At 69.8% G+C, this 26706-nt stretch carries 27 protein-coding genes; 20 read left to right on the forward strand and 7 right to left on the reverse strand.

Annotated features, from left to right (window positions below; all coding sequences use genetic code 11):
- The first annotated feature begins 21 nt into the window (after positions 1 to 21).
- The 15 genes from rplV to B0I28_RS00630 all read left to right on the forward strand — a co-directional run bounded on the left by rplV (position 22) and on the right by B0I28_RS00630 (position 8721).
- Entirely contained in the window at positions 22 to 495 is a 474-nt protein-coding gene (gene rplV, locus B0I28_RS00560) for a 50S ribosomal protein L22 (RefSeq protein ID WP_106361883.1), read from the forward strand.
- Positions 495 to 1304 (forward strand): 30S ribosomal protein S3, encoded by an 810-nt coding sequence (gene rpsC, locus B0I28_RS00565; protein ID WP_106361884.1) that lies wholly within the window; start codon positions 495 to 497, stop codon positions 1302 to 1304. Before rplV ends, rpsC begins: the two co-directional genes overlap by 1 nt.
- A gap of 5 nt (positions 1305 to 1309) precedes the next feature.
- Positions 1310 to 1735, forward strand: a complete 426-nt coding sequence (rplP, locus tag B0I28_RS00570; RefSeq protein ID WP_106361885.1) for a 50S ribosomal protein L16 — start codon at positions 1310 to 1312, stop codon at positions 1733 to 1735.
- A 2-nt stretch (positions 1736 to 1737) separates the two neighbouring features.
- Positions 1738 to 1971 carry a 50S ribosomal protein L29 gene (gene rpmC / locus B0I28_RS00575; protein ID WP_106361886.1) on the forward strand — a complete coding sequence of 78 codons (234 nt, stop codon included), beginning with the start codon at positions 1738 to 1740 and terminating at the stop codon, positions 1969 to 1971.
- On the forward strand, positions 1968 to 2237 hold the full coding sequence (rpsQ, locus tag B0I28_RS00580; RefSeq protein WP_091053649.1) for a 30S ribosomal protein S17: 270 nt from the start codon (positions 1968 to 1970) through the stop codon (positions 2235 to 2237). Before rpmC ends, rpsQ begins: the two co-directional genes overlap by 4 nt.
- Before the next feature lie 12 nt (positions 2238 to 2249).
- Entirely contained in the window at positions 2250 to 2615 is a 366-nt protein-coding gene (rplN, locus tag B0I28_RS00585; protein WP_091039823.1) for a 50S ribosomal protein L14, read from the forward strand.
- 3 nt (positions 2616 to 2618) lie between these two features.
- Positions 2619 to 2933 carry a 50S ribosomal protein L24 gene (rplX, locus tag B0I28_RS00590; protein WP_106361887.1) on the forward strand — a complete coding sequence of 105 codons (315 nt, stop codon included), beginning with the start codon at positions 2619 to 2621 and terminating at the stop codon, positions 2931 to 2933.
- Complete coding sequence (rplE, locus tag B0I28_RS00595) at positions 2933 to 3502, forward strand: 50S ribosomal protein L5 (protein WP_106361888.1); 570 nt, start codon at positions 2933 to 2935, stop codon at positions 3500 to 3502. Before rplX ends, rplE begins: the two co-directional genes overlap by 1 nt.
- Positions 3502 to 3687: a type Z 30S ribosomal protein S14 gene (locus tag B0I28_RS00600; protein ID WP_030155111.1), complete on the forward strand. Its 186-nt coding sequence runs from the start codon at positions 3502 to 3504 to the stop codon at positions 3685 to 3687. Before rplE ends, B0I28_RS00600 begins: the two co-directional genes overlap by 1 nt.
- An 84-nt stretch (positions 3688 to 3771) precedes the next feature.
- Positions 3772 to 4179 carry a 30S ribosomal protein S8 gene (rpsH, locus tag B0I28_RS00605; protein ID WP_106361889.1) on the forward strand — a complete coding sequence of 136 codons (408 nt, stop codon included), beginning with the start codon at positions 3772 to 3774 and terminating at the stop codon, positions 4177 to 4179.
- A 16-nt stretch (positions 4180 to 4195) separates the two neighbouring features.
- Positions 4196 to 4735 (forward strand): 50S ribosomal protein L6, encoded by a 540-nt coding sequence (rplF, locus tag B0I28_RS00610; RefSeq protein WP_106361890.1) that lies wholly within the window; start codon positions 4196 to 4198, stop codon positions 4733 to 4735.
- Positions 4735 to 5130, forward strand: coding sequence for a 50S ribosomal protein L18 (gene rplR, locus B0I28_RS00615; RefSeq protein ID WP_106361891.1), 396 nt, complete (start codon positions 4735 to 4737; stop codon positions 5128 to 5130). Before rplF ends, rplR begins: the two co-directional genes overlap by 1 nt.
- 139 nt (positions 5131 to 5269) lie before the next feature.
- A complete protein-coding gene (locus tag B0I28_RS00620; RefSeq protein ID WP_219926479.1) occupies positions 5270 to 7060 on the forward strand; it encodes a glycoside hydrolase family 3 protein in 1791 nt (596 codons plus the stop codon).
- Positions 7061 to 7278: 218 nt separating this feature from the next.
- Positions 7279 to 7971 carry a GH25 family lysozyme gene (locus tag B0I28_RS00625; RefSeq protein WP_106362577.1) on the forward strand — a complete coding sequence of 231 codons (693 nt, stop codon included), beginning with the start codon at positions 7279 to 7281 and terminating at the stop codon, positions 7969 to 7971.
- Positions 7972 to 8028: 57 nt separating this feature from the next.
- The gene (locus B0I28_RS00630) at positions 8029 to 8721 is read left to right on the forward strand and encodes a peptidoglycan recognition protein family protein (RefSeq protein WP_106361893.1); all 693 of its coding nucleotides are present in this window, start codon (positions 8029 to 8031) and stop codon (positions 8719 to 8721) included.
- Between the two features lie 61 nt (positions 8722 to 8782).
- On the opposite strand, the gene B0I28_RS00635 is transcribed toward B0I28_RS00630, so the two are convergent.
- The gene (locus B0I28_RS00635) at positions 8783 to 9694 is read right to left on the reverse strand and encodes a MurR/RpiR family transcriptional regulator (protein ID WP_425433419.1); all 912 of its coding nucleotides are present in this window, start codon (positions 9692 to 9694) and stop codon (positions 8783 to 8785) included.
- A 69-nt stretch (positions 9695 to 9763) separates the two neighbouring features.
- Here B0I28_RS00635 and murQ point away from each other — a divergent pair, with 69 nt between their 5' ends.
- A complete protein-coding gene (gene murQ / locus B0I28_RS00640) occupies positions 9764 to 10690 on the forward strand; it encodes an N-acetylmuramic acid 6-phosphate etherase (RefSeq protein ID WP_245888832.1) in 927 nt (308 codons plus the stop codon).
- Between the two features lie 195 nt (positions 10691 to 10885).
- On the opposite strand, the gene B0I28_RS00645 is transcribed toward murQ, so the two are convergent.
- Positions 10886 to 11839 carry an N-acetylglucosamine kinase gene (locus tag B0I28_RS00645; protein WP_106361895.1) on the reverse strand — a complete coding sequence of 318 codons (954 nt, stop codon included), beginning with the start codon at positions 11837 to 11839 and terminating at the stop codon, positions 10886 to 10888.
- A gap of 138 nt (positions 11840 to 11977) precedes the next feature.
- Between B0I28_RS00645 and B0I28_RS00650 the strand changes: the two genes are divergently transcribed.
- The 4 genes from B0I28_RS00650 to B0I28_RS00665 are packed head-to-tail and all read left to right on the forward strand — an operon-like array spanning position 11978 to position 16218.
- Positions 11978 to 12910 (forward strand): MurR/RpiR family transcriptional regulator, encoded by a 933-nt coding sequence (locus tag B0I28_RS00650; protein ID WP_106361896.1) that lies wholly within the window; start codon positions 11978 to 11980, stop codon positions 12908 to 12910.
- 54 nt (positions 12911 to 12964) lie between these two features.
- A complete protein-coding gene (ngcE, locus tag B0I28_RS00655) occupies positions 12965 to 14359 on the forward strand; it encodes an N-acetylglucosamine/diacetylchitobiose ABC transporter substrate-binding protein (protein ID WP_106361897.1) in 1395 nt (464 codons plus the stop codon).
- A gap of 27 nt (positions 14360 to 14386) precedes the next feature.
- A complete protein-coding gene (locus B0I28_RS00660) occupies positions 14387 to 15310 on the forward strand; it encodes a carbohydrate ABC transporter permease (protein ID WP_106361898.1) in 924 nt (307 codons plus the stop codon).
- Between the two features lie 8 nt (positions 15311 to 15318).
- Entirely contained in the window at positions 15319 to 16218 is a 900-nt protein-coding gene (locus tag B0I28_RS00665) for a carbohydrate ABC transporter permease (protein ID WP_106361899.1), read from the forward strand.
- 437 nt (positions 16219 to 16655) lie between these two features.
- On the opposite strand, the gene B0I28_RS00670 is transcribed toward B0I28_RS00665, so the two are convergent.
- The 5 genes from B0I28_RS00670 to B0I28_RS00690 all read right to left on the reverse strand — a co-directional run bounded on the left by B0I28_RS00670 (position 16656) and on the right by B0I28_RS00690 (position 26314).
- Positions 16656 to 18275: an HNH endonuclease signature motif containing protein gene (locus B0I28_RS00670; protein ID WP_146147922.1), complete on the reverse strand. Its 1620-nt coding sequence runs from the start codon at positions 18273 to 18275 to the stop codon at positions 16656 to 16658.
- 346 nt (positions 18276 to 18621) lie between these two features.
- On the reverse strand, positions 18622 to 22152 hold the full coding sequence (locus B0I28_RS00675; protein ID WP_106361901.1) for a PQQ-dependent sugar dehydrogenase: 3531 nt from the start codon (positions 22150 to 22152) through the stop codon (positions 18622 to 18624).
- Positions 22142 to 23581 (reverse strand): glycosyltransferase, encoded by a 1440-nt coding sequence (locus B0I28_RS00680; RefSeq protein ID WP_245888833.1) that lies wholly within the window; start codon positions 23579 to 23581, stop codon positions 22142 to 22144. The genes B0I28_RS00675 and B0I28_RS00680 overlap by 11 nt, the downstream gene beginning before the upstream one ends.
- Complete coding sequence (locus tag B0I28_RS00685; RefSeq protein ID WP_245888834.1) at positions 23578 to 25914, reverse strand: glycosyltransferase; 2337 nt, start codon at positions 25912 to 25914, stop codon at positions 23578 to 23580. The genes B0I28_RS00680 and B0I28_RS00685 overlap by 4 nt, the downstream gene beginning before the upstream one ends.
- Positions 25850 to 26314 carry a GtrA family protein gene (locus B0I28_RS00690; protein WP_181245582.1) on the reverse strand — a complete coding sequence of 155 codons (465 nt, stop codon included), beginning with the start codon at positions 26312 to 26314 and terminating at the stop codon, positions 25850 to 25852. Before B0I28_RS00690 ends, B0I28_RS00685 begins: the two co-directional genes overlap by 65 nt.
- Between the last annotated feature and the right edge of the window lie 392 nt (positions 26315 to 26706).

The following is a 26706-nucleotide window of genomic DNA, read 5'->3' on the forward strand; positions in this document are numbered from 1 at the left end:
AACGAACGAAGGATTAGAACGATGGCAACAGTGGAGCAGGAGGCTCCGAAGGCGCGCGCGGTGGCGCGGTACGTCCGCGTAGCACCCCGCAAGGCGCGCCGCGTCGTCGACCTCGTGCGTGGTCTGCCCGTGGACGAGGCCCTGACGACCCTGGAGTTCGCGCCGTTCAGCGCGGCCGAGGTCGTCTACAAGGTCATCGCTTCGGCTCAGGCGAACGCCGAGAACAACCTCGGTCTGGACCCGGAATCGCTCCTGGTGTCCGAGATCAAGGTCGACGAGGGCCCGACCATGCGCCGGTACCGTCCGCGCGCCCACGGTCGCGCCTACCGGATCAACAAGCGCACCAGCCACATCACCGTGGTGGTCGAGTCCGTCCAGGCCAAGGGCTCCAGCGCCGCTCCGTCGGTGCGCCGCCCCAAGGCCGCCGCCGCTCCGAAGCCGGTCGAGGCCGACGCGGAGTCCACCGAGAACGCTGAGAAGGAGGAGACCGCCTAATGGGTCAGAAAATCCACCCGCACGGGTACCGCCTCGGCATCAGCGCCGACTGGACCTCGCGTTGGTACGCCGACAAGGAGTACGCCGAGTACGTCGGCGAGGACGTCAAGATCCGCAAGCTCATGACCCAGGGTCTGGAGCGCGCCGGGATCAGCAAGGTCGACATCGAGCGCACCCGCGAGCGGGTCCGCGTCGACATCCACACCGCCCGCCCGGGCATCGTCATCGGCCGCAAGGGCGCCGAGGCCGATCGTCTGCGCGGCAACCTGGAGAAGCTGACCGGCAAGCAGGTGCAGCTGAACATCATCGAGGTCAAGAACCCCGACATCGATGCGCAGCTCGTCGCCCAGGGCGTCGCGGAGCAGCTGTCCAGCCGTGTGAACTTCCGTCGCGCGATGCGCAAGGCCATCCAGTCGGCCATGCGCAACCCGACCGTGAAGGGCATCAAGGTGCAGTGCTCGGGCCGCCTCGGCGGCGCCGAGATGTCCCGTTCCGAGCAGTACCGCGAGGGCCAGGTCCCGCTGCACACGCTGCGCGCGAACATCGACTACGGCCTGTTCGAGGCCGCCACGACCTTCGGCCGCATCGGCGTGAAGGTGTGGATCTACAAGGGTGAGGCCACGCTCAAGGAGCAGGCCGAGCAGGTGCAGCGTCGTCGCGACGCCGGAGGCGACCGCGGTGGACGCGGCGGCCGCGGCGGTGCCGGCGGGGGTGCCCGTGGCGGACGCGGCCGTGGTGGCCGCGGGGCCGCCGCTCAGCCTGCGGAGGCCGCTGCCGCCGCGCCCGCCACTGAGAAGCAGGAGGGCTAAGCGACATGCTCATGCCACGGAAACCGCCGCGCGGTTACCGGAAGCCTCACGCTCCGAAGCGCAAGGGCAAGGCCACTCGCGGCACGAAGGTCTCCTTCGGCGAGTACGGCATCCAGGCGCTGGAGCACAGCTACGTGACCAACCGCCAGATCGAGTCCGCTCGTATCGCCATGACCCGCCACATCAAGCGCGGCGGCAAGGTGTGGATCACGATCTTCCCGGACCGTGCGATCACCAAGAAGCCCGCGGAGACCCGTCAGGGCTCCGGTAAGGGCTCGCCCGAGTTCTGGGTGGCGAACGTCAAGCCGGGCCGCGTCATGTTCGAGCTCTCGTACCCGAGCGAGGAGACGGCCCACGAGGCCCTTCAGCGGGCGATCCACAAGCTCCCGATGAAGTGCCGCATCGTCTCTCGTGAAGGGGCAGGTGAGTAGTGATGGCTACTGGTATCGACACCGGTGAGCTGCGCGAGCTCAACGAGAAGGAACTCCAGGCGAAGCTCGTGGAGAAGAAGGAAGAGCTGTTCAACCTGCGGGTCCGGAACGCCACCGGCCAGCTGGAGAACAACCACGAGCTCGGTCTGGTCCGCAAGGAGATCGCGCGGATCTACACCGTCATGAACGAGCGCCGGCTGGGCCTGAGCGCCGCGCCGGAGGAGGTTGAGAAGTGAGCGAGGAAACTCAGACTCGCGGTCGGCGCAAGGTGCTTGAGGGCCTGGTCGTCGGCGACAAGATGGACAAGACCGCTGTCGTCGAGGTCGAGGACCGCAAGAAGCACTCGCTGTACGGCAAGGTCATCAAGTCCAACAAGAAGTACAAGGCTCACGACGAGAACAACGAGGCCGGCATCGGCGACCGCGTCACCATCATGGAGACGCGCCCGCTGTCGAAGACCAAGCGGTTCCGCATCGTCGAGATCCTTGAGAAGGCGAAGTAGGGGGATCGGGACGTGATTCAGCAAGAGTCGCGGCTCAAGGTCGCCGACAACACCGGTGCGCGGGAGATCCTGTGCATCCGGGTGCTCGGCGGCTCCGGCCGACGCTACGCCGGTATCGGTGACACGATCGTGGCCTCCGTCAAGGACGCCACCCCGGGTGCCGGGGTGAAGAAGGGCGACGTCGTCAAGGCCGTCATCGTCCGCACGGTCAAGGAGACGCGCCGTCCCGACGGCACGTACATCAAGTTCGACGAGAACGCCGCCGTCCTCGTCAAGGACGGCGAACCGCGAGGGACCCGCATCTTCGGGCCGGTCGCCCGCGAACTGCGCGACAAGCAGTTCATGAAGATCATCTCCCTCGCACCGGAGGTGCTGTAAGAGATGAAGATCAAGAAGGGCGACCGAGTCCGCGTCATCGCGGGCAAGGACAAGGGCGCCGAGGGCCTGGTGCTGGAGGCGTACCCCGACCGCGAGCGCGTGCTCGTCGAGGGTGTCAACCGCATCACCAAGCACACCAAGGCCGGCCAGACGGCGCGCGGTTCGCGGACGGGTGGCATCGTCACCCAGGAAGCCGCGATCCACGTGTCGAACGTGCAGGTGCTCGACGCCGACAACCAGCCGACCCGCGTCGGCTACCGGTTCGGCGACGACGGCCGCAAGGTCCGCATTTCGAAGCGGACGGGTAAGGACCTGTAATGACTGACGTTGCAGAGAAGATCGAGCCCCGGCTGAAGGAGACCTACCGCTCCGACATCCGCCCGGCGCTCCAGGACCAGTTCAAGTACGCGAACATCCACCAGATCCCCGGTCTGACCAAGATCGTGGTGAACATGGGTGTCGGCGAGGCCGCGCGCGACTCGAAGCTCATCAACGGCGCCCTGGCCGACCTGGCCACGATCACCGGCCAGAAGCCGCTCGTGCGGCTGGCCAAGAAGTCGATCGCGCAGTTCAAGCTGCGCGAGGGCCAGGCGATCGGCGCGAAGGTGACCCTCCGCGGCGACCGCATGTGGGAGTTCCTCGACCGCCTGCTGGCGATCGCGCTGCCGCGCATCCGCGACTTCCGCGGGCTCTCGGACCAGCAGTTCGACGGCAACGGGAACTACACCTTCGGTCTCACGGAGCAGTCCGTGTTCCCCGAGATCGACCAGGACAAGATCGACCGGGTTCGCGGCATGGACATCACCCTGGTGACCACCGCGAAGACCGACGACGAAGGCCGGGCGTTCCTGAAGCTGCTCGGCTTCCCGTTCAAGGAGAACGACTAATGGCGAAGAAAGCCCTCATCGCGAAGGCCAAGCGGAAGCCGAAGTTCGCCGTGCGCGCCTACACCCGCTGCCAGAAGTGCGGTCGGCCGAAGGCCGTCTACCGCAAGTTCGGCCTGTGCCGCGTCTGCGTGCGCGACATGGCCCACGCGGGTGAACTCCCGGGCGTCCACAAGGCTTCCTGGTAACTCCAGGCCCATAGCTCCGATCGCCACAGGCCCCGCCGCGCTCCACAAGGCGGGGAACCGGGGTGAGAAAGGTAAACAACGCTAATGACAATGACCGACCCGATCGCAGACATGCTGACCCGTCTGCGGAACGCCAACCAGGCCTACCACGACACGCTGTCGATGCCGCACTCCAAGATGAAGGCCTCCATCGCGGAGGTCCTCAAGCAGGAGGGCTACATCGCCGACTGGCGCGCCGAGGAGCCTGAAGAGGGCAAAGTCGGCAAGACCCTGGTCATCGACCTGAAGTTCGGCGAGCGCCGCGAGCGGTCCCTTGCGGGCCTGCGCCGCGTCTCGAAGCCGGGCCTGCGGGTCTACGCCAAGTCCACTGAGCTGCCGCGCGTCCTCGGCGGCCTGGGTGTGGCCATCGTGTCCACGTCCCAGGGCCTGCTGACGGACCGCCAGGCTCGCAAGCGCGGCGTGGGCGGCGAAGTCATCGCCTACGTCTGGTAGCAGGAGGGTATTAAGCATGTCCCGCATTGGGAAGCAGCCGATTCTGGTGCCCTCCGGCGTCGACGTCAAGATCGATGGCGCGACGGTGACCGTGAAGGGCCCCAAGGGCCAGCTCAGCCGTGAGCTGCCCGAGCCGATCGGCATCGAGAAGAACGAGGACGGGACCGTCTCGGTCACCCGCCCGAACGACGAGCGCAAGTCCCGGGCCCTCCACGGCCTGGCGCGGAGCCTCGTCAACAACATGGTCGTCGGCGTCTCCGAGGGGTACAAGAAGTCCCTGGAGATCAACGGCACCGGTTACCGGGCGCAGGCCAAGGGCAAGGGCGTGGAGATGAGCCTCGGCTTCTCCCACACCATCCAGGTCGACGCCCCGGAGGGCATCTCGTTCACCGTCGAGAAGCCGACCCTGCTGCACGTCGAGGGCATCGACAAGCAGCTCGTCGGCCAGGTCGCGTCGAACATCCGTCGTCTGCGCCCGCCGGAGCCCTACAAGGGCAAGGGCGTCAAGTACGTCGACGAGCGCATCCGCCGCAAGGCCGGGAAGGCAGGCAAGTAATGGCGAGCAAACTCGAAAACCGCCGCCCGTCCGGCTCGATCTCCGAGCGCCGCCGGATCGGCAAGAACCGCCGCCACTTCCGCGGTCGCAAGAAGATCAACGGCACGGCCGCCCAGCCGCGCCTCGCGGTCTTCCGTTCCTCGAAGCACATCGTGGCCCAGGTCATCGACGACGTGCAGGGCCACACGCTGGCCGCCGCGTCGACGGTGGAGCCCGGTCTGCGCGCCTTCGAGGGCGACAAGACCGCGAAGGCCAAGGAGGTCGGCAAGCTGGTCGCCGAGCGCGCCAAGGCCGCCGGCGTCGAGGCCGTGGTCTTCGACCGCGGCGGCGTCAAGTACCACGGCCGCGTCGCGGCCCTGGCCGACGCCGCCCGTGAGGCCGGTCTGAAGTTCTAGTCCGCTAGGACCTGCAAGCCGGGCCGGAGCATTCGCTCCGGCCCGGCTTTTGTGGTGTCTGGGGTGATTTGGGCGGCCCCGGGGAGGGGGCGGGCGCGGGGGCCGGGACGGCCTGAGCGACCATGGGCGGGTGCGTCCGGTGAAGCTCTCCCGAAAGACCGTGCTCCTGTCCAGCGTCACGGCCGCGTTCGCGGTCGTCGGCGGGGGAGCGGTGATCGCCGAGGCCACCGCGGACCGCGAGGTCGAGCCCGAGGGGGACGAGCCGGTGGAGGAGACGACCGCGGACCCGGTGGGGGAGCTGCTCGCGTCGATGTCCTTGGAGGACAAGGTCGGCCAGCTGTTCATGGTGTACGTGCACGGCGAGTCGGCCGACACGGACGACCCCGACGCGGTCGCGTCGAACCGGGAGCGGCTCGGCGCCGACAACGGGGCCGCGTTCGTGGCGGCGTACCGGCCCGGCGGCGTCATCTACTTCGACTGGGCGAACGGCCTGGCCGACCCCGAGCAGATCGCGCGGCTCTCGAACGGCCTCCAGGACGCCTCGGCGGTGCCGCTGCTCATCGCCACCGATCAGGAGTACGGCTCGGTGGTGCGCATCGGCGAGCCCGCGACGCAGTTCCCCGGCGCGATGCCGCTGGGGGCGACCCGGGACACGGGTGCAGCCGAGGAGGCCGCGCGGATCGCCGGGGCGGAATTGCGCGCGATGGGGCTGAACCACAATTTCGCGCCCGATGCGGATGTCAATGTGGACCCCGAGAACCCGGTGATCGGCGTCCGCTCGTTCGGGTCGGACCCGGACCTCGTGGCCGATTTCGCCGCTGCGCAGGTGCGCGGATACCAGGCCGGGGGCGTCGCGGTCTCGGCCAAGCACTTCCCGGGCCACGGCGACACCTCGACCGACAGCCACGTGGGCCTGCCGGTCATCACGCACACCGCCGAGGAGTGGGAGGCGGTCGACGCGCCGCCGTTCAAGGCCGCCATCGCGGCCGGAACCGACATGGTCATGTCCGCCCACCTGCAATTCCCCGCGCTCGACGACTCGCTCAAGCCCGCGACGCTGTCGCCGCCGATCCTCACCGGGCTGCTGCGCGAGCGGCTCGGGTTCACCGGCGTGGTCGTCACCGACGCGCTCGACATGCAGGGCGTGCGGACCGAGTTCGGCGACGACCGCGTGCCGGTGCTCGCGCTCCTGGCCGGGGCCGATCTCCTGCTCATGCCCCCGGACTTCCCCCTTGCGCACCAGGCGGTCCTCGACGCCGTCGGATCTGGGGAGCTCACCGAGGAGCGCATTGACGAATCGGTGCGGCGCATTCTCACGCTGAAGCATTCATGCGGCATTGTGGACACTCCCGAGGTGGATGAGGGCGCCGCGGCCGACTCGGTCGGCACCGACGCGAACCGCGCCGCGGCCCAGGACATCGCCGACCGCTCGATCACGCTCCTCGCCAACGACGGCACGCTGCCGCTCGCGTCCGGCTCGGTCCTGGTCACCGGCTGGGGCGAGAACACCACCCGGATGCTCGCATCGGCCCTGAGCGCCAGCGGCTTCCAGGCCGAAGCCCACGTCACCGGCGACGAGCCCGACGCCGACGCCATCGCGTCCGCCACGGCCGCCGCCGCGGGCCGCGACCTCGTCGTCGTCGCCACCCGCAACGTCCGCGCCGGGTCCCCGCAGGCCGACCTCGTCGCGGCGCTCCTCGACGGTGCGGCCCCGGTCGTCACCGCCGCGGTCGGCACGCCCTACGACGCCGCGCACCTGCCCGGCGCGAACGCGAGCCTCGCCGCGTACTCCTACGCCGCGCCCTCCCTTGCGGCCCTTGCCAAGGTCATCGCGGGCGCGGTCGAGCCGACCGGGACGCTCCCGGTCGACGTCCCCGCCGCCTCAGGCGACGTCCTCTACCACTTCGGCCACGGCCTCGGCTACCGCTAGCACGTTCACCGCCACGCAACGGAAAGTTATTTTCACAGGCTTGACTGTTCGTGGAACTTATCTCCATACTGGGGTCCAAGTGCCAAACCAGGCACTCCCCCCATTTGTGAGATCTCCTGACAAGCAGGGAGCATCGTGTGAACCTCTTCGCAACCCTCCGCACCCTCAGAAGACGCCACGGACTGCGCGCAGCGGTCGTGGTCCTCCTCTCCGCGGTCATGACCGCGACCGGACTCGCCGTCGCGAGCCCGGCGCAGGCCCAGGGCCTGGCGGGCATCGACGTCTCCAACTACCAGGGCTCCATCAACTGGACCTCGGTCAAGAACGCGGGCATCCAGTTCGCCTACATCAAGGCGACCGAGGGCACCACCTTCAAGGACGCCCGGTTCAACACCAACTACCCGGCCGCGCACGCCGCGGGCGTCATCCGCGGCGCCTACCACTTCGCGCGGCCCAACTCCTCCACCGGCGCGGCGCAGGCGACCTACTTCGCCTCGAACGGCGGCGCCTGGTCGGCCGACAACCTCACCCTCCCCGGCGCGCTCGACCTGGAGGCCCCGCCCTCGGGCGCGGCCTGCTACGGCCTGAGCACCACCTCGATGCGCAACTGGATCACGGACTTCTACAACACGTACAAGGCCCGGACCGGACGCGACATCGTCATCTACACGACCGCCTCGTGGTGGAACACCTGCACCGGCTCCTGGACCGGCATGGCCTCCAAGAGCCCCCTGTGGGTCGCGCACTGGGGCGCCTCGACCCCGTCGCTGCCCGCCGGATGGAACAACACCACGTGGACGTTCTGGCAGTACACGTCCACCGGGTCGGTCTCCGGCATCGCCGGGAACGTCGACCGGAACTACTTCAACGGCTCGACCGCGCGGCTCCTCGCGCTGGCGAACAACACCTAGTGCGACGCGCGGGCCGGGCCCACGAGGCCCGGCCCGCGGCGTCCCGGGAGGCAGACCATGGACGACCACCGCATCCGCCGCCGGGTCCTGTTCGGGACCGGCGCCCTGATCGCCGCCGGCGCGACCGCGTACGGCGCAACGGCCGCGCAGGCCGAACCCGACGACTCCGTGAACAGCGACGGTTACTCAAGCAGCGCAGTCGAACCCGACATCGACGCGACGACCGTCTGGGGCGCGCGGCTCCCGAACGGCACCAACCCCGTCATCCAGGGGAGCCCCGCGAAGCTGATCGTGCACCACACGGTCGCCGCGAACACGGACGACTTCTCCCGCGCGCAGGCCCACGCCCACGCGAAGTGGGTGCAGGACCTGCACATGGACGGCAACGGCTGGCGCGACTCCGGCTACAACTTCGTGGTCAGCCGCGGCGGCTGGATCACCGAGGGCACCACCGGGAGCCTCGCGGCCCTGAGCTCCGGGCAGCGCTTCATCCAGGGCATCCACACCTCGGGCCAGAACACGACGGCCCTCGGCATCTCGAACGAGGGCGCCTACCACGACGGCGCCGAACCGCCCGCGGCCCAATGGGAGTCGCTGGTGACGCTCTGCGCGTACGCGTGCGAGCAGTACGGCATCCCGTCGAGCGAGATCTACGGGCACATGGACTTCAACTCGACCCAGTGCCCCGGCGTCTTCCACGACCGGCTCCCGCAGCTGCGGGACGAAGTGGACGCCGCCCGCAGCTGGTAGTGAACCTGTAAGGCGCGCAAGCTGATCGCGCGCGGCGACGGTGACCGCCGCGCGCGATCGTTCACGTCCTGCGGTGCGACACCGCCGCGGCCGTGGCCGCGAGGGCCTTCGCGGTGCGCTTGCGCTGCTTGGCCGCGACCCCCACGAACAGGCAGTCGACGACCATGAGCTGCGCGATGCGGGAGACGGTGGCGCCGGAGCGGAACGTCGTCTCGCGCGCGGCGGTCGTGAGCACCAGGTCCGCGGTCTGCGCCAGCGGCGACCTGGCGTGGTTGGTGATCGCGATGGTGGCGGCCTCCCGGTCGCGGGCGGCCTCCAGGAACTCCACGGTCTCGGTGGTCGCGCCGGAGTGGGAGATCGCGACGGCGACGTCCTTGGGCCCGGCGAGGGCGCTGGCGACGAGCGCGGAGTGGACGTCGGGCCAGCTGAAGGCCACGGACCCGATGCGGTGCAGCTTCTTCACGAGGTCGGCGGCGACGATCCCCGAGGCCTCGACGCCGAACACGTCGATGCGCCCGGCCGCCGCGAGCGCGTTGACGGCGGCCTCGCAGGCGGCGGTGTCGAGGGCGTTCGCGGTGTCGGTGATCGCGCCGACGTCGGCGTACGAGATGGTGGCGATGATGCGGGACATGTCGGCGCCGGTGGGGATGTCGCCGCCCGCGATCTCGCGGTCGGGTCCGTCGCCGGTGCCGATGACGGCCTGCGCGGCGCGCATGCGCAGCTCGCGGTGGCCGGCGAGGCCGAGGGAGCGGCAGAAGCGCACCACGGTCGCCTCGGAGGTGCCCGCGGCGCGGGCGAGTTCGGTGATGGTCCGCGTGGAGGCGGCCTCGGGCTCGCGGATGATCTCTTGGGCGACCTTGGTCTCGGCCTTCGAGAGGGAAGGCAGGACCGACTTGATGAGCACCAGGAGGTTGGGCGCGTCGGTGCGGCTTGCTGGCATGACGTCACGGTACACCCGCGGGCGATTCGTCACGGTGCGGTGCGATTCTTCATTTGAGCCTCGATGGGTGAAATTTTACTTCATTGCGCTACGCTCGCAACTGTGAGTGAACCGACCGAGCGCCTCGAAGCGCGAACCCTGTTGGCAATGCTGGCGACCGAGCGCGCCGACCCGCGGTACGCGGGGATCGAGGGCCTGTCGACCCTCGACCTGGCGCGCACCATGAACGAGGCCGACGCGAGCGTCTCCGCCGCCGTCGCCGCGGTGCTCCCCGACGTGGCCGCCGCGATCGACGCCGTGGCCGACCGGCTCGCCAAGGGCGGGCGGCTGCGGTACGTCGGCGCCGGGACGGCCGGGCGGATGGCCGTCATGGACGCCGCCGAGTGCCCCCCGACGTTCTCGACCGACCCGGAGCTGATCAAGGCGATCATCGCGGGCGGCAAGGCCGCCGAGGGCGGCGCGGTCGAGGGCACCGAGGACGACGCGGCCGCGGGCGAGGCCGCGATGGTCGCCGACGGCATCGGCCCGGCCGACGCGGTCGTGGGCCTGGCCGCGAGCGGCCGCACCCCCTTCGTCGTCGCAGCGGTCCGCGAGGCCAGGCGGCGCGGTGCGTTGACGGTGGGGCTGTCGTGCAACACGGGCACGGTGCTGTCGGAGGCGGCCGAGCACCGGATCGAGGTCGAGGTGGGGCCGGAGGTCGTGGCCGGGTCGACGCGGCTGAAGTCGGGGACGGCGCAGAAGTTCGTGCTCAACATGGTGTCGACGATCAGCATGGTGCGGCTCGGGAAGGTCTACCGGAACTACATGGTGGACATGAAGGTCGCGAACCAGAAGCTCGCCGCGCGCGCGGTGCGCATGATCCGCGAGATCACCGGCGCCGGCTCCGAGGAGGCCGAGGCCGCCCTGGCGGCCGCGGGCAACCGCGTGAAGACCGCGGTGGTGATGCTCGAACTCGGCATCGGCGCCGCGGACGCGGAGGCGAAGCTGGAGCTGGCGGACGGGAGGCTCTCGGGGGCGCTGGCGGCCTGAGGGCACGCCGGCTCGGGCGCGGCCTTCGGCCGCCCCCGGTTCAACTGTGCCTGCGGGGTACGACATCCGCCGGCCGCGGCGGCATTCGGGTACGCCGCGTCGGCGGGTGCACGGCGCCGCCCCCGGTTCGACTGTGACTGATGGGTGTGACAGTCGCGGCGGGGGCGGCGGTTTCGCGGTGGGAGTCGTGCGTGTCTAGCGCCAGGCGAGCTGGCGGTGGAGGCGGACGCGTTCGGCCGGGTCGGTGACGAATGCGCTGGCGGCCATCCAGGCGGCGCCGATGGCGGGATCGGTGGCCTTGCTGATGCCGGCCTTGGGGTAGACCAGCCGGAAGCGCTCCTGGAGGAGCGCGGCGATGGGGGTGGGTCGGGTCAGGAGGCTGCCGGCCATGACGATCGGCAGTTCGCGGTCGACGACGTAGGAGACCGATTCGGCCAGGTGGCCCACGGCCCGCGCGACGATCGACTCGGCGACCGCGTCGCCGCCGTCGGCGGCCTCGCAGACCAGGGCCGCGAAGCGCGACAGGCGGACGGGCGGGTCCGCCATGCACTTGGCGACGAGCGCGCCGGAGCGGCGCTTGTCGGGGGCGATGGCGGCGATGATGGCCTCGACAAGGCGTCCGCCGGGGCCGTTGCCGTCGATGTGGCGCAGGGCCGCGCGCACGGCCTCGCGGCCGAGCCAGAACCCCGAGCCCGCGTCGCCGAACAGCCAGCCGTAGCCGTCGGAGCGCAAGGCCGGGGTGCGGTCGCGGATCGCGAACGCCACCGCGCCCGTCCCGGAGACGATCACGGTCCCGTCGGCGGCCGAGGACCCGGCCGCGAACGCGATGACCGCGTCCGAGACCACCTCGACCTCGCAGGCGGTCGCGAAGCGCCGCTTGAGGTCCGCGGAGAGTTCCCGCACCTCCTCGGTCAGCGACAGCGCGCCCGCGGTGCCGACGCACACCGAGCCGACCTCGGCCGGGTCGATGCCGCCGAGGGCCCGCTGGAACGCCAGGGCCATGTTGGACAGGGCGATCTCCCGGTCGCCGCCCACCGGATTGGCCGGTCCGGACGCGCCGGTGCCGAGCTGCGCGCCGCTCTCATCGATGAGGACGGCGCGGCTGCTGGTCCCGCCGGCGTCAAGGCCGACGGCGAGTCTTGCATGCATGTATGAGGGTCCTCGCTTCTCGCGCTACCAGCAGTATCCGCTCTAGGTGCAAACCAGTAAAAAAAATTCTCACGAACTTGACACGAGTGTGGCATAGGTAATAGTTTTTCTTGAATCCACCTCCCGAAAGGGTCACCCATGGACCGAACCCGGACAGAAGCCCCGCCCGCCCCAGCGGATGCGGGCGTCCTCGAACGGATCCGCTTGGGCGCGAACGACCTGTCCGAGGCAATGTCCAAAGTGGCCGACCAGGTCTTGGCCGACCCCGAAGCCGCGGCCCGGGCGACGATCATGGATCTCGCCGAGCTGTCGGGCACCTCCCCAGGAACCATCACACGATTCTGCCGTCACCTCGGATACGACGGTTACGCGGCCCTCCGGGTCGCCATCGCCACCGAGACCGGCAGGGCCTCGGCCAGGCACGAGACCGGCTGGGACGTCAACATCGGCCGCGAGATCGGCCCCGAGGACCCGCTCGACCGAGTCCTCAAGCAGCTCATCACGATCGACGCCGCGATGCTCCGCGGCACCATGGACCTCCTCGACCTCGCCGCCGTCGAGCGCGTCGCCGCCAGCGTCGCGGACGCCCGCCGCGTCGACGTCTACGGCGTCGGCTCCAGCGCCATCGTCGCCCGCGAGCTCCAGATGGGCTTCTACCGCACCGGCGTCGCCGCCTGGGCCTGGACCGAGGTCCACGACGCGCTCGCCAGCGCCGCGATCCTCGGCCCCGGAGACGTGGCCATCGCCGCCTCCATGTCGGGCACCACGGTGGAGATCGTGGAGATGCTCTCGGAGGCGGGGAGCCGCGGCGCGCTCACGGTGGCGCTCACGGCGTTCCCGGACTCGCCGATCGCCGAGATCGCCGACGTCGTGCTCGTGTCCGCGTCCCGCCAGACCGGGCACCGCGCAGACCTGCTGGCCGCCAGGCACTCCCAGCTGCTGGTGGCCGACCTCGTCCACATAGCCGTCGCGCAGCGGCGCTTCCCGGAGGCCAGCGAGGCCCTGGAATCGCGTGCGCGAGCCGTGGTCGGCCACCGACCGACGCCGCGGCCCCGGAACGGCGCCGGCTGACCGCCCGACCGATCTGCACCAACACCCTCTACCCCCAACTCAGGAGCGAAACCCATGAGGACAACCCGCCCGATATTCAACCGCCGCAACCTGCTCGGGGCCACCGCCGCCGGACTGGCGGCCTCCTCCCTGGGCGCGTGCGCGACCAGCGGCAGCGACGACGACGCCGAGGAGGTGACGGTCGGCGACGACGCCGAGAACCCGTTCGGCGTCGACCCGGCCGCGCCCCTGGACGTCGTCATCTTCGACGGCGGCTTCGGCAACGAGTACGCCGTCGCGCACCAGGCGATCTACAACGAGGCGTTCCCGGACGCGGAGATCACGCACCTGGCGACGCAGGCGATCGCCGAGACCCAGCAGCCGCGCTTCGCCGAGGGCAAGCCCGCCGACGTGCTCGACAACTCGGGCGCGCAGCAGATCCCGATGGACTCCCTCGTCTCGGACGGGGAGCTGGCGGAGCTGACGCCGCTGCTCGACGCGCCCTCCTACGACGACCCGTCGGTGACCGTGCGGGACACCCTGCGGGACGGCGTGCTCACCTCGGGCACGTTCAACGGCGAGGTGTACGCGCTGAACTACGTGTTCTCGGCGTGGACGGTCTGGTACGACGCCAAGCTGTTCCGCGACCAGGGCTGGACGCCGCCGACGACGTGGGAGGAGATGCTCGCGCTCTGCCCCGTGATCAAGGAGGCGGGGATCGCGCCGTGGACGTACGCCGGACAGCACCCGGTGTACCTGTACGACCTGCTGCTCATCCTCGCGGGCCGCCACGGCGGCGTCGAGGTCATCAAGGCGATCGACGAGCTCGAACCCGACGCGTGGCGCAACGAGTCGGTGGTCAAGGCCGCCGAGGCGCTCGCGGCGCTCTACACCGAGGGCTACATCCTCGAAGGCACGCCGGGCATCGACCACATCCAGTCGCAGACGGCGTTCAACGAGCGCAAGGCCGCGTTCATCCCGTGCGGGTCGTGGCTGCCGAACGAGCAGGCGTCGATCGCGCCCGCGGACTTCGAGTACATGCCGATGGGCGTGCCGCCGTTCGAGGGCTCGGTGCAGCCGGGCCTGATCAGCGCGGGCGGCGACGAGCCGTTCGTGGTGCCGAAGAACGCCACGAACCTCGCGGGCGCGTACGAGTACCTGCGGATCATGCTCTCCAAGGAGGGCGCGCAGATCTTCGGCGACACCGTGCAGGCGGCGACGATCGTCAAGGGCGTGGAGCTGGACAACCCGGCCGCCAAGGCGACCGACGCGCTCGTGTCCAATCCGGACGACCTGTTCCAGCCGCAGTTCCGGTTCTGGTACACGAAGATGAACGAGGAGGTCCGGCCCGCGCTCGGATCGCTGCTGTCGGGCGAGTCCACCGCGGCGGAGTTCATCGACCGGATGCAGACCGTGGCCGACGAGACGGCCGCCGACGACACCATCGAGAAGTTCCACCACGAGGACTAGGTCCGCAGCGAGAGGAGGGCCTGGGTCGTGAAGCACGGCAGGTACCCGTTCATCCTGAGTTTCCTGGCGCTGCCGGTGGGACTCTACGCCTGGCTGGTGATCCTGCCGTTCGCCCAGGCCTTCCAGATCTCCCTGACCGACTGGTCGGGGTCGAGCAACTCCTTCGACTACATCGGGTTCGACAACTACGTGAACCTGTTCAAGGACGAGCGGTTCGTCCTGCCCGCGCTGCGGCACACCGGGATCATCCTGGTGGTGCTGCCGGTGGCGACGATCGCGCTGGGCCTGTTCTTCGCGTTCATGCTGAACCTGGGCGGGCGCAGCCGCCAGGGCCGCATCGAGGGCGTGGCGGGCTCGCGGTTCCACAAGGTCGTGTACTTCTTCCCGCAGGTGCTGTCGGTCGCGATCGTCGGCATCCTGTGGAAGCAGGTGTACGCGCCGGAGAACTTCGGCGGGCTCATCACCGGAACGCTCTCGGCGATCGGGCTGCCGTCGCCGGTGAACGGGTTCCTCGCGGACAAGCGGTTCGTGCTGGCGGCCGTCATCGGGGTCCTGGTGTGGAGCGCGGTCGGGTTCTACCTGGTGTTCTTCTCCTCGGCGATGGCGTCGATCCCGCGCGACATCTACGAGGCGGCGATCATCGACGGGGCCGGGCGGTTCCAGATGTTCTTCAAGATCACGCTGCCGCTGCTGTGGGACTCGGTCCAGACCGCGTGGATCTACCTGTCGATCGTGGCGCTGGACGTGTTCGTGCTGGTGTACCTGATGACGCCGGAGCAGGGCGGCCCCGACACGGCGAGCGAGGTCGTCGGCGGCGTCATCTGGAAGTACGCGTTCAAGCACGGCGAGCAGGCGTTCGCGTCGGCGATCGGCGTGGTCCTGTTCTTCGCCGCGCTGTCCCTGGCCGTGGTGTCGCTGCGGTTCGGCCGCCGCGAGCAGATCGAGTACTGAGGTTCGACATGGCAACCGAGACCCCCGTCAAGCCCCCGGCCGAGGCCCCCGCGAAGACGCGCGCCTCCGGCGCCCCGCGCGAGGGCGCCGTGCTCAACTTCTTCTCCCAGGGCTTCCTGTGGCTGTGGTCGCTCATGGTCATCGTGCCCGTGGTGTGGATCGTGATGTCCTCGTTCAAGACCACGCGGGAGATCGCGTCGGCGCCGCTGGCGCTGCCGGAGTCGTTCCACTGGCAGAACTTCGCGAACGCGTGGACGAACGGGCACATCGGCGCGTTCTTCCTGAACACGTTGCAGGTCATGGTCTTCAGCGTCACCGGGACGATGCTCCTGGGCGCCATGGCCGCGTACGTGCTGGCCCGCTACCAGTTCTTCGGGAACCGGATCATCTACTTCGGGTTCGCCGCGGGGATGATGTTCCCGGTGTTCCTGGCCCTGTTCCCGCTGTTCAAGACCCTGGGGAACGTGGGCCTGCTGAACACCTACACCGGGCTCATCATCGTCTACATCGCCTATTCGCTGCCGTTCACGGTGTTCTTCCTGACCGCGTTCTTCCGCACGCTCCCAACTGGAGTGGCGGAAGCGGCGATCGTGGACGGCGCCGGACACTACCGGTTGTTCTTCCAGGTGATGCTGCCGATGGCGAAGCCGGGCCTGATCGCGATCACGATCTTCAACATCATCGGGCAGTGGAACCAGTTCCTGCTGCCGCTGGTCCTCATGGGCCGCAATCCCGACGACGCGGTCATCTCGCAGGGCCTGGCGAACCTCGCGATGCGCCAAGGGTACGAGGGCGACTCGGGCGCGCTGTTCGCCGGGACCGTGCTCGCGATGATCCCGATCTTCATCGCGTACGTGCTGTTCCAGCGCCAGATCCAGGAGGGCCTGACGGCCGGGGCCATCAAGTAGGAGTCCCTTCTCGCAGCCGCGAGTGCATTCATGGATCGCTCGCATGGTTCCAGATCAGACCCGGTGGCACCAATGACGGTGCTGCCGGGTCTGCATTTTTCAGGGAGCGGGTCTTTGCCTTTCTGGACCCGGGCCGCCGTAGCCCCTGCCGCCGCAGCACTTGCATTGGGGCAAGGGGTGGGTGGTGTGTGGTGGGGTGGGGCTGGGTGCTGTGGCTTTCGGGGTGTGTTGGGGCGCGGGTCTTTCTCGGCGGCGACAGCGGGGTGTGTGGTGGGGCGGGGTTGGGTTTTGCGGCTTTGGGGTGTGTTGGGGTGCGGGTTGTTTGGCGGCGACGGGGAGATGTGGGAGGCGGTCCAGCTTGAATGCCGGGCCTGGGGCTGGGTGTGTGCCTTGCGTTCCTCCTCCCGCCCTGGTTGGCTGGCCCGGGGCGGGCGGGGTCAGAAGGGCGGGTCTCCTGGGCTGCCGACCGGGACGGGTGTCGGCTGGGGTGTGGGTGTGGGTGTGGGTTTGCGGGGTGTCTCGGGTGGCGGTGCGGTCGCTTCGCCTGGTCCGGCCGCTGCGGGTGCGGGTTCTTTGGCGTGGGGTGTGAAGCGTGTTCGGCATTTGGCTCTGGCTGCCCGGATCGAGGCGAGGGCTCGTTGCCGTTCGGCCTCTTCGGCTCGCGAGTCCAGTTCGAGTTTGAGGGTGGGGGACCATTCGGTGCGGTAGAGGCCGGTCGGGAACACGTCCCAGTCCGTGTCCTGGTGTTCGGTGTCCATGTCGGCATCGGTGCGCCAGTCGGAGCATCCGCATTCCCCGGCCTGCCCGGCCCCGGTGTCATCACCGGTGGCGGGGTGGTCGTGGTGGGTGATGGTCGCCTGGCCGGGGCCGGTCTTTTCGATCGTCCAGCCGGTGGTGTGGATGCGGCCGTGGTGGAACCGGCACAGGAGGATCAGGTTGTCGGCACTGGTGTCGCCGCCGTCGGCCCAGTGGGTGATGTGGTGGGCTTCGGTCCAGGCGACCGGCCGGTCGCACCCGTGCCAGGCGCACCCTTCGCGCTGCTCCAGTTCGAGTTTGCGGCGGAGGGCGGGGTTGGGGAGGCGGGCGGCGCGGCCGAGTTCGATCGCTTCGCCGGTGTCGTAGTTGAAGACGCCGGGGATGACCTGGGCTTCGCACGCCATCAGGCGGGCTTTGGCGACCGAGACGGGCTGGCCTTCGAGGAGCGGGGTGCGGCCGGTGTCCTTGCCCTGCAAGGTGTCGATGTCGACGGTGAGGTCGAGGGTGGCGGTGTGGCCGTGCCGCTTCACCGCGTCGGGGCTGGTGCCGTATCCGGCGAGGAGTTGGTGGAGGGCTTCGGCGTGCCGGTTCGGCTGGGCCGGGAGCACGCCCTCGGGGTCAGCCTCGTCTTGGCGGGGTGGGGGGCAGGCGGTCTTCAGGTACTTGTCCAGGAGCCTGCCGGTGTCGCCGGAGAGTTCCCCGGAGAGGGCCCACATGCCGTTGTCGGTCTCGGCCAGCTCGATCCACTGAAGCGACTGCTCACCCAGGCTGTCAAGGAGTTCGGACTCTTCGGCGAGGTGGGCGGCCAGTTCGTCAAGGTGGCGCTGGAGGTCTTTGAAGGGGGCGTGGGTGCAGTACTGGGCGATGAGGTGTTCGGGTGTCGCGCAGAGGGTGTCGGCGTCGAAGGGGGAGGCCACGGGGGTGCGGAAGGGGGTGAGGGCGAACAGGCGCATCGCAGGGGTGCGGTCCAGCTGCCTGACTGCGTAGGCGACCTGGTCGATCCTGGCCTGCCCCGACACAGCCGCTTCGACCAAGGCCCGGAACTTCGTGGAGAGGCGGGCGATGGCCGCGATGTCCGAAGCAGTCCGGTGGGTGAAGTCGAACTGCGACAAGAGCAGGTCCCGCAGGGCGGAGTAGCCGAAGGCGGTGCGGTGGAGGTTCTGCTCCTTCATCGCGATCACCGAGGCGAGCACCTGCGCATGGTGGGTGTTGATGGCGGCGGCCGCAGTGTCGAGGGCGGTCCGGATGGCTTGGGCCTGGTCGCTTGCGCTGGTGCGGGCTTGGATCGTGTTGGTGGCCATCGGGATCACCCCCCTGTTGTGTTGTTGTGCTTTGCGTGTTCGCTGGTGTGTTTCAATTGTGACGCTGTGTGCTAAAGTGCGTCAACACCCAGAAGGGTGATCTTTGGTGAGGAAGTTTCACCAAGTCCCACCCGTACCACTACTCTCCTTCCCGCCCGCCCCCGGACCCCAAGGCCGCCAACCCAACCCAAGCGCAATGGGACCTCTTCGTCGCTGCCCGCTCTAACCCCAACCCCAAACCACCCGTCAGCCGAAGTCCCTTGACATGATCCGCCGCCCGGAACGCCCCCTTCGCGTCCCGAGCGGCGGTCGGCGCCGGGGGCTTCCGCAGACCCCCGGCGCCGGTCTATGACACCGCCACCGAGTCGAACACGGCCGCACCGGGATCGGACCCGTCGTGCGAGGTGACGAACAGGCCGATCACGGCCCCGCCTGCCAGCTCGACGGTGCCGAACGCCGACCAGACCTCGCCGTCGGGCGACCACGAGGCCGTCACGGTGTCGCCGGTCCGGCTGAGCCGCAGCCACATCGGGGCGCCGTCGCCGGTCCCGGCGGTGTCGGTGCCGAACCCGGACTGGAGGTGCACGCCGTTGCCGGGCGTCACCGCCAGCAGCGCGTAGTCGGCGCCCGCTTCGGGCGAGGACTTGACCATGACCCCGGCCTTCGCCCAGTCGTCGGTGTCCTCCTGCGAGAGCACGCGCGCGGTGATCTGCCCGTCGCCGTCGAGCGGCTGGTGGCAGTAGTGGAACTGGTCCGCGTCGCCCCAGATGTCGTCCCCGGCGCCGACGATCGTCCACGTGCCGCCCGAGACCACTGCGTCGCCGGGCATCCGCGGCGCGCCGACGTCCTCGCACGTCCACGGCTCCGGGACCTCCGGTGCGGCATCGGATATCGCGATCGAGTCGAACACGGCCGTGTTCGACTCGCTCCCGTCGTGGGAGGTCACGAACAGCCCCACGGTCGCCGGGCCCGCGAGCGTGGCGGCCGCGAACGGCTCCCACGCCAGGCCGTCGGGGGAGTGGTACGCGGTGACCTGCGACCCGTCCCGGACCAGCCGCAGCCACACGGGCGCCGCGGTGTCAGGACCGTCCACATCGGTGTCGAACCCGGTCTGGAAGTGCACGCCTTCGGCGGCCGTGGCCATGGCCGCCGCGTACGGGGAGCCCTCCTCGGCCGTGGATTTGATCATCACTCCGGCCTTCGCCCAGTCGTTCGTGTCCTCCAGCGACGCGACCCTCGCGATGATCTCGCCGTCGCCGTCGAGCGCCCTGTGGCAGTAGTGGAACTGGTCCGCGTCGCCCCAGATGTCGTCCCCGGCGCCCGTGAGCGCCGCGGTCCCGTCCGGATCGAACGCCGCCGAGCCCGCGATCGCCGGAGCGCCCACGTCCTCGCACGTCAGCCCCGGGTCCGCCGCCGCGACCTCGACCGAGTCGAAGAAGGCCGTGGAGAACTGCGTGTTGTCGTGCGCCGTCGAGAACAGCCCCACCTGCGCGTTCGCCGACATCGGCACCGTCGCCGACCCGATCGCGGTCCACGTCTCGCCGTCGTCCGACAGCTCGGCGGTGAACTCGTCGCCCGCGCGCGTCAGCCGCAGCCACGCCGCGCCCTCGGTGTACGCGAAGCCGCCGCCGTCGGTCCCGAAGTCCGCCTGGAAGTGCGCGCCGTGCTCAGGCGTCACCGCGACCGCGGCGTACGCCGCGCCCTCCTCGGCCGACTCCTTCACCATGATCCCGGCCTTCGCCCACGGGTTCGTCGCCTCCTGCGCCGTCAGCCGGGCCGTGATCGACCCGTCCCCGATCAGCGGCCGGTGCACGAAATGGAACTCGTCGGTCTGGTCCCAGATGTCCCAGCCCGCGCCCGTCACCGTGAACTCGCCGTCCTCGAAGCTGCTGAGCCCCAACTGGGTCCGCTCCCCGATGTCCGTCGACTCCCACGGCGCGGGCGGGTACGGCAGCTCGTCGAACGCCGCCGTCACCGACACGTCCTCGTCCGGCACGGTGAACACGTGCTGCTGCTCCGCGCCCGTCGACCAGCCCGCGAACGCGAACCGCGACCCGCCCGCGTACTGCGGCGACTCCGCGCCGAGCACGTACTCGGTGCCCACGACCATCCGCTTCACCGCCGTCCCGTACGGCCGCCCGTCGAGCGTGAACTCCAGGCCCGGCGGGTCCGTCCCGATCGACACCTCCACCGTGTTCGGATGCACGTCCACATAGGCCGTATCGGTCAGGCCGCCGGAATCGGTGGCCGTCACCGTGATCCGGTAGAACGTGTTGTCACCGCCGTGCGGCGCCCGCGGGATCTCGATCTCGCCCGAACCGCCTTCGGCCGGGCCGTAGAACGGGTGCACGTGGTCGGCGTGGTGGAACTGCACGGTCCACGACAGCGACGCCGCCCCCAGCTCCCCGTCCTCGGGGTCGGTCGCCGCACCCGAGAACGCGATCACGTCCCCGCCGTCGTACGTCAGGCCCGCTTCGGGCGTCAGCACCACCGCCTCGGGCCGCGTATTGCCCACCTGGACCTCGACCTGGGCGTGCGCCGTCTTGTCCCCGTCCGAGACCGTCAGCACCGCCTGGTAGACCCCGTCCTCGGTGTACGTGTGCACCGGGTCGGCCTCCGTCGCGGCCTCCCCGTCGCCGAAGTCCCACGAATAGGCCAGGCCGTCCCCGTCCGGGTCGTTCGACCCCGCCGACGAGAACGCCACCTCCAAGGGCCCGTAACCGGAGTCGGGCGACGCCGACGCCTTCGCCACCGGCGTCCGGTTCCCGCCCGAAGGCGCGATCCGGTACAGCTCGCCGGGGTAGATGTTCAACTGGTACAGCGCCCCGTCCGGCCCGGTCCGGAGCTCGACCGGCGTGCCCGCGTCCAGGTCGAAGTCGTGCACCCCGACCACGGTCTCGAACGCCGCGTCCATCTCCAGGTACTTCACGAACCCCAGCGTGTAGTCCGCGAAGAACACCGCGCCCTCGTACTGCTCGCCGAGCAGCCCGCCCTCGTAGACCTCGACCGAGGAGATCGAGCCCGCGCTCGCGGGCGGCGCCGTGTGCTGGTAGGCGTACACCGGCTGCGCGTACGGGCAGTCCTCGCACACCCCCTCCACGTGCGGCCACCCGTAGTTCGCGCCGCGCTCGATGAGGTTCAGCTCCTCCCACTCCGAGCCGCCCACGTCCCCCGCGAGGATCTTCCCCGCGTTCGGTCCATCGGGGACGAAATCCCACCGGAACGAGTTCCGCAGCCCGTACGCCCACACCGACGGCTCCGCCCCCGGCGTGTCCACGAACGGGTTGTCCGCCGGGATCGAGCCGTCCGGGTTGATCCGGTGCATCTTCCCGTGCACGTTCCCCAGGTTCGGCGGGTTCTGGTTGTTCGTGTTCATCCCGAGCGTCCAGTACAGCTTCCCGTCCGGGCCGAACTTGACGCTCCCCGAGTGGTGGAACACGTTCGCGTCCTGGTGCGACTGGATGAGCACCAGCTCCGAAGCCGAGTCGATCTCGTGCCCGCTCATCGTGAAGCGGCTCAACCGGTCCAGGTTGTCCGCCGCCGTGTATCCCACGTACACGTAGCCGTTCGACGCGAAGTCCGGGTCCAGTTCGAAACCCAGCAGCCCCCGCTCGTCCGACCCGGCCGTCGCCAGCTCGATCAGCGGGTGCTCGTGCAGCTCCCCGCCGTGCACCAGCTCGATGTCGCCGTTCTTCTCCGCCACCAGGATGTCCCCGTCGGGCGTGAACCGGAACGACGTCGGCTCCTCCAGGCCGCCCACCACGAGCAGCTTCTCGAACTCCTCCGGGGGCGCCGCCGTCGCCGCCCCCGGCACCACCAGCAGCGCGGCGCCCACGACGGCGCCGGCGGCCAAGCGGCCCAACCTCTTACCGAGCATGTACGACTCCCTCGTCGACCTCGTCGGACTGGTCCAGCCCGTGGACCGTCAGCTCCCAGAAATGGCGCTTGCTGGGCCGCAGCAGCTGCCCGAACGCCTTGTACGCCGCCACGCTCATGAGGCCCCAGTACAAGGGGACGGTGAGCATCGCCCGCACCGCCGCGTACAGGCCGCGCTTGAGGCAGCCGAGCATGAGCGCGTAGCACATGAGCGCATTGCCCGCGATCATCGCGAACATGCCGCCGTAGAGCACCGCCGGCGGGAACAGCGGCTCCATCCACTGCGGCCCGAACACGAAGTACGACAGCGTCATCGCCCACATCAGCGGGTTGACGAGCGTCGTCACCGTCGAGAACCCCAGCGTCAGGTGGATCGCCAGGGTCTTCCTCGTCCCCAGCTCCCGCCACAGCTTCAGCGGCTCCCGCGAGTGCACCAGCCACGTCTGGAGGTACCCCTTGATCCACCTGCTGCGCTGGCGGATCCAGTTGCCCAGGCGGGAGTTCGCCTCCTCCTCGGTGACCGAGACGATCATCCGCACGTCCCAGCCGCGCCGGGCGATGCGGATGCCGAGGTCGGCGTCCTCGGTGACGTTGAACGGGTCCCAGCCGCCGAGGTCGCGCAGCGCGTCGATCCGGAAGTGGTTCGACGTGCCGCCCAAGGGGATCGCGAGCCGGTGCCGGTCCATGCCGTGGAGGGTGAGGCTGAAGTTCGTGGCGTACTCGGCCGAGAAGCACGTGGTCAGCCAGTTCGTCCACGGGTTCCAGTACTGGAGCTCGGCCTGCACGCACACGACCCGGTCGGGGAGCACCCGGAACGCCAGGGCCGCCTTGCGGAGCTGGTCGGGGTCGGGCCGGTCCTCGGCGTCGAAGATGACGCACAGCTCGCCGGTGGCCTGGGCCAGGCCCACGTTGCACGCCTTGGGCTTCGTCTTCGGCGCCGAGTCGGGGACGACGACCGTGCGGAAGGTCCGCCCGGGCCGCTGCTGCGCGATGGCGGCCCGGGTCTCGCCGTCGTCGGCCTCCACGAGCAGGAGGATCTCCAGCTTCTCGGGCGGGTAGTCCATTGCGGACAGGCGGCGGACGAGCCCGGGGACGACCGCGGCCTCCCGGTACAGCGGCACGAGGACCGTGTACCGCGGCAGCTCGGCGTCGGGGAACGTCTCCAGCGCACCGGGTTCGAACCGCATGGCGGTGGAGCGGCCGGAGCCGAGCACCATCGCGAGCTTGAACCCGATCACGGCCAGGTACAGGACGATGAGGGCGAACATGCCGCCCTGCGCCCATTGCAGCGGGCTCGGCCCGAACCCGGTGAGCAGGTCGACGGCGATCGCCGCGGCGACGAACCCGACGAGGGCGAGCGCGAGGGCGGTCTGGCCGGTGGAGAGGAGCCGCTGGGCGCTGAGGCCCGCGGGCGGGGCGTCGGGGTTCACGCGGCACCGTCCTCGGCGCGGTAGACGAGCCGGTCGCCCTCGTCGTAGACGAGGTCGTAGTCGTCTTCGAGGGTCTCGGTGCCCCACAGGGCCTCCCAGACGTCGTCCTCGGAGCCGGGCGTCGCCCGCATGTAGATCCACTCGACCCCCGCGGCGTGCGGGTCCGCGAGGGCCTCCTCCCAGATCCGGTACGAGCCTTCGTAGATGAGCGAGCCGGTGGGCACCTGGGACTCGAACGTCACCGACTCGTTCTCGAACGACATCATGAGCGTGGTGCCGCCGTCGTGGTGCTCGCGCAGCCACGCGGAGACGGCGGCGTTGTCGGCCTCCCAGCCGCTGGCGCGGTACTCGACGGCCTCGTCGAGCGTGACGGCGCCGCCGACGGCGAGGGTCGCCCCGGCGACCGCGGCCCCGGCGAGGGCCCCGGCGGCGATGCGCCGGCCCGGCAGGAGCGGCACGAGCCGCCCCACGAGGTACCCGGCGAAGACCGCGGCGGGGATGAGCATGATGAGTCCGAAGCGGACGTTGTAGAGCGCGCCCATGACCTCCCTGACGTGGAGGGGCCGCTCGCCGGTGTACAGGGCCCACACGAAGAACGGGATGAAGACGAGCATCGCGTAGGGCACGAGCCGCCTCGATCCGAGCCGCTGCTGCACCGCGTAGAGGACGAGCCCCGCGACTCCCAGTGCGGCCGTGGCGATCCCGAGATTGTGGAGCGAGGCGAAGCCGTAGGTCTCCATCGCGGTCGGCAGCGACCCGACGTTGGCCTCGCCGTCGGCGACCCACAGGGACGAGTCGGCGTACTCGCCGGACTTCCAGTTCATGGCGTCGCCGAAGATCGCGAGGTTCCACGCCAGCCAGCCGAGGACCCCGGCTCCGGCGACGAACCCGAACACGACGAGCGAGCCCTCGGTGTGCGCGTACCTGCGGTGGCGGCGCAGCGCGGTGAACGCGACGATCGCGGCGGTGACGGCGAAGAGGATCCAGCCCTCGTAGCGGGTCAGGGTCGCGGCGAGGACCGCGCCGGAGGCCAGCGACAGGTCGCGGATGCGCCCTCCGGTGCACCACTCGTGGAGGTAGTGGAGGGCGGTGATCGCGCACGCGAACAGCAGCAGCTCGGTCATGGCCGTGGCCTGGAGGTACAGCACGTTCGGGTTGAGCGCGAAGAGCCCCGCGGCGGTGAGGCCCCCGGCCCAGTGGCCCGAGAGCGACCGGGCGTGGGCGAACAGGAACCGCACTGAGACCACATAGGACGCCATCGAGACGGCGGCCCCGGCGAACCCGTTGAGGTACAGCCCCTCCCACAGCGACAGCGGCGCTGCGAGGAGGTGCGGGAGCGGGAGCCAGACGCCGCCGAGCTGGGCGAGCCCGGCGGTGGGGCTGTCGACGACGCGCCTGGCGATGAGCAGGTGCGAGTTGGCGTCCTTGTACGCCAGCAGGTACCCGTGGTCGGCGAAGTAGAGGTACGCGGCGACCGCGACGGCGACGGCCGCCAGGGCGACCAGGGCCGCGCCGGGGTCCTTCGGGGCCGCCAGGCGCCGGGCCCAGCCGAGGCGGCGGGCGTCGCGCACCATGTGGCCGTAGACGACCGCGAGGCTCACGAGGGACTTGACGACGACCGACAGGCGCGCCCCGGTCTGCTCGCCGTGCTCCCTCGGGTAGTGCTCGACGGGGTGCTCGACGATGCGGGCGCCGTCGCCGGAGATGCGGCACAGCAGCTCGGGGGAGATGGCGGCGGCCTCGCCGGACAGGCGCAGGTCCTGGAGGAGCGAGCGGTCGATGAGCTTGTACGCGCAGTCGACGTCGCGCCCGGGGACCCGCAGCAGGGTCTTGCACAGGAGGGTCCACACCTTGGCGTTGAGGCGGCGGCGCCACGGGTCGGCGCGCCTGCGGCGGTAGCCGATGACGGCGTCGGCGCGCTCCTCCTTCTTGCGCTCGCGCAGGCGGACCAGGTCCTCGGCGCGGAACTGGCAGTCGGCGTCGGTCAGCAGGATCTCGCGGAACCCGGTGCGCCGCAGGGCGGTCTCCAGTCCGGTGCGCACGGCCGCGCCGTAGCCCTGGTTGCGCTCGTGGTGGACGGCGATGACGCGTCCGGGGTGGGCGGCGGCGAGCCGGTCGATGATCGCGCCGGTGCGGTCGTCGCTGCCGTCGTCCACGACGACGACCGCGTGCGGAACGCCTTCGCGGACAAGGGTCGACAGGAAGTCCTGCACGGTCGAGGCCACGTTCGCCTCCTCTCGGAAGGCGGGCATGACCACGGCCACGCCGTCAGTCGGCGGCGGCGCCGCCGTTCGGACCGGGGAGTGCTGCGGCTGGTCGGCGATGATCGTCAAGGGAATCTCCATAGTGGTCGGTGGTGGAAGCCTTGCGGCGGAACACGAGGTGGTCGCTGGCGAGGTAGGTGAGCAGGGCCCCGGCGCTGACCCCGGCGGCCGCGGCGGCCACCGGCGGCAGGAACGCCGCGACGAGGGCGTACACGCCCGTGTTGCAGGCCAGGCTCACTGCGACGGTGGCCTGGAACGAGAGCCAGCGCCGGGCCCAGGGGGCGCGCGGCGTCCGGCGGTCGGCCCAGGTGACGTAGGTGGACAAGAGGAAGTTGACTTGGGCCGAGGCGAGGAACCCGACCGCGTTGGCGAGCGGGCCGGGCGCACCGGAGCCCTTCAGCGCCAGGAGTATCCCGGCTTGAATTGCGAAACAGGTGAGTCCGACACCTGAAAATCGGGCGAGTCGCATCAATTGCGGCCGGAGCCGACGCATTCGATAAGCCTCCTGAAGGCACGACGGATAAGCGCATCGACTCTTCTTCAATGGAGTGTCGTGCGTTCGGCGATTCGGGTTGTACAGACCACATTACAGGCGGTTGAGCTGGCCATGTGGTCCGTCGTGGCCGGACCGCGACCACGGTGCGTCACTTGGGGGTTGGCAAATGTCCAGTTTGAGTGATTACGTGATTACACACGTCTCACGCGTATCCGATTGATTCGGACAAGTCGCGATTACATTTCCCCGGTGACTGTCGTGTAGTTGACTTTTAAGAATTGCCCGAATGGGGGATGACCCGCGAGTAGCTTTATCGGGTTCCCGTGAATGCGAACGAATATGTTACTAAACCCGTTAGACGAAGG

It is taken from the genome of Glycomyces artemisiae (assembly GCF_003002955.1).
GTDB classification, from domain to species: Bacteria; Actinomycetota; Actinomycetes; order Mycobacteriales; family Micromonosporaceae; genus Glycomyces; species Glycomyces artemisiae.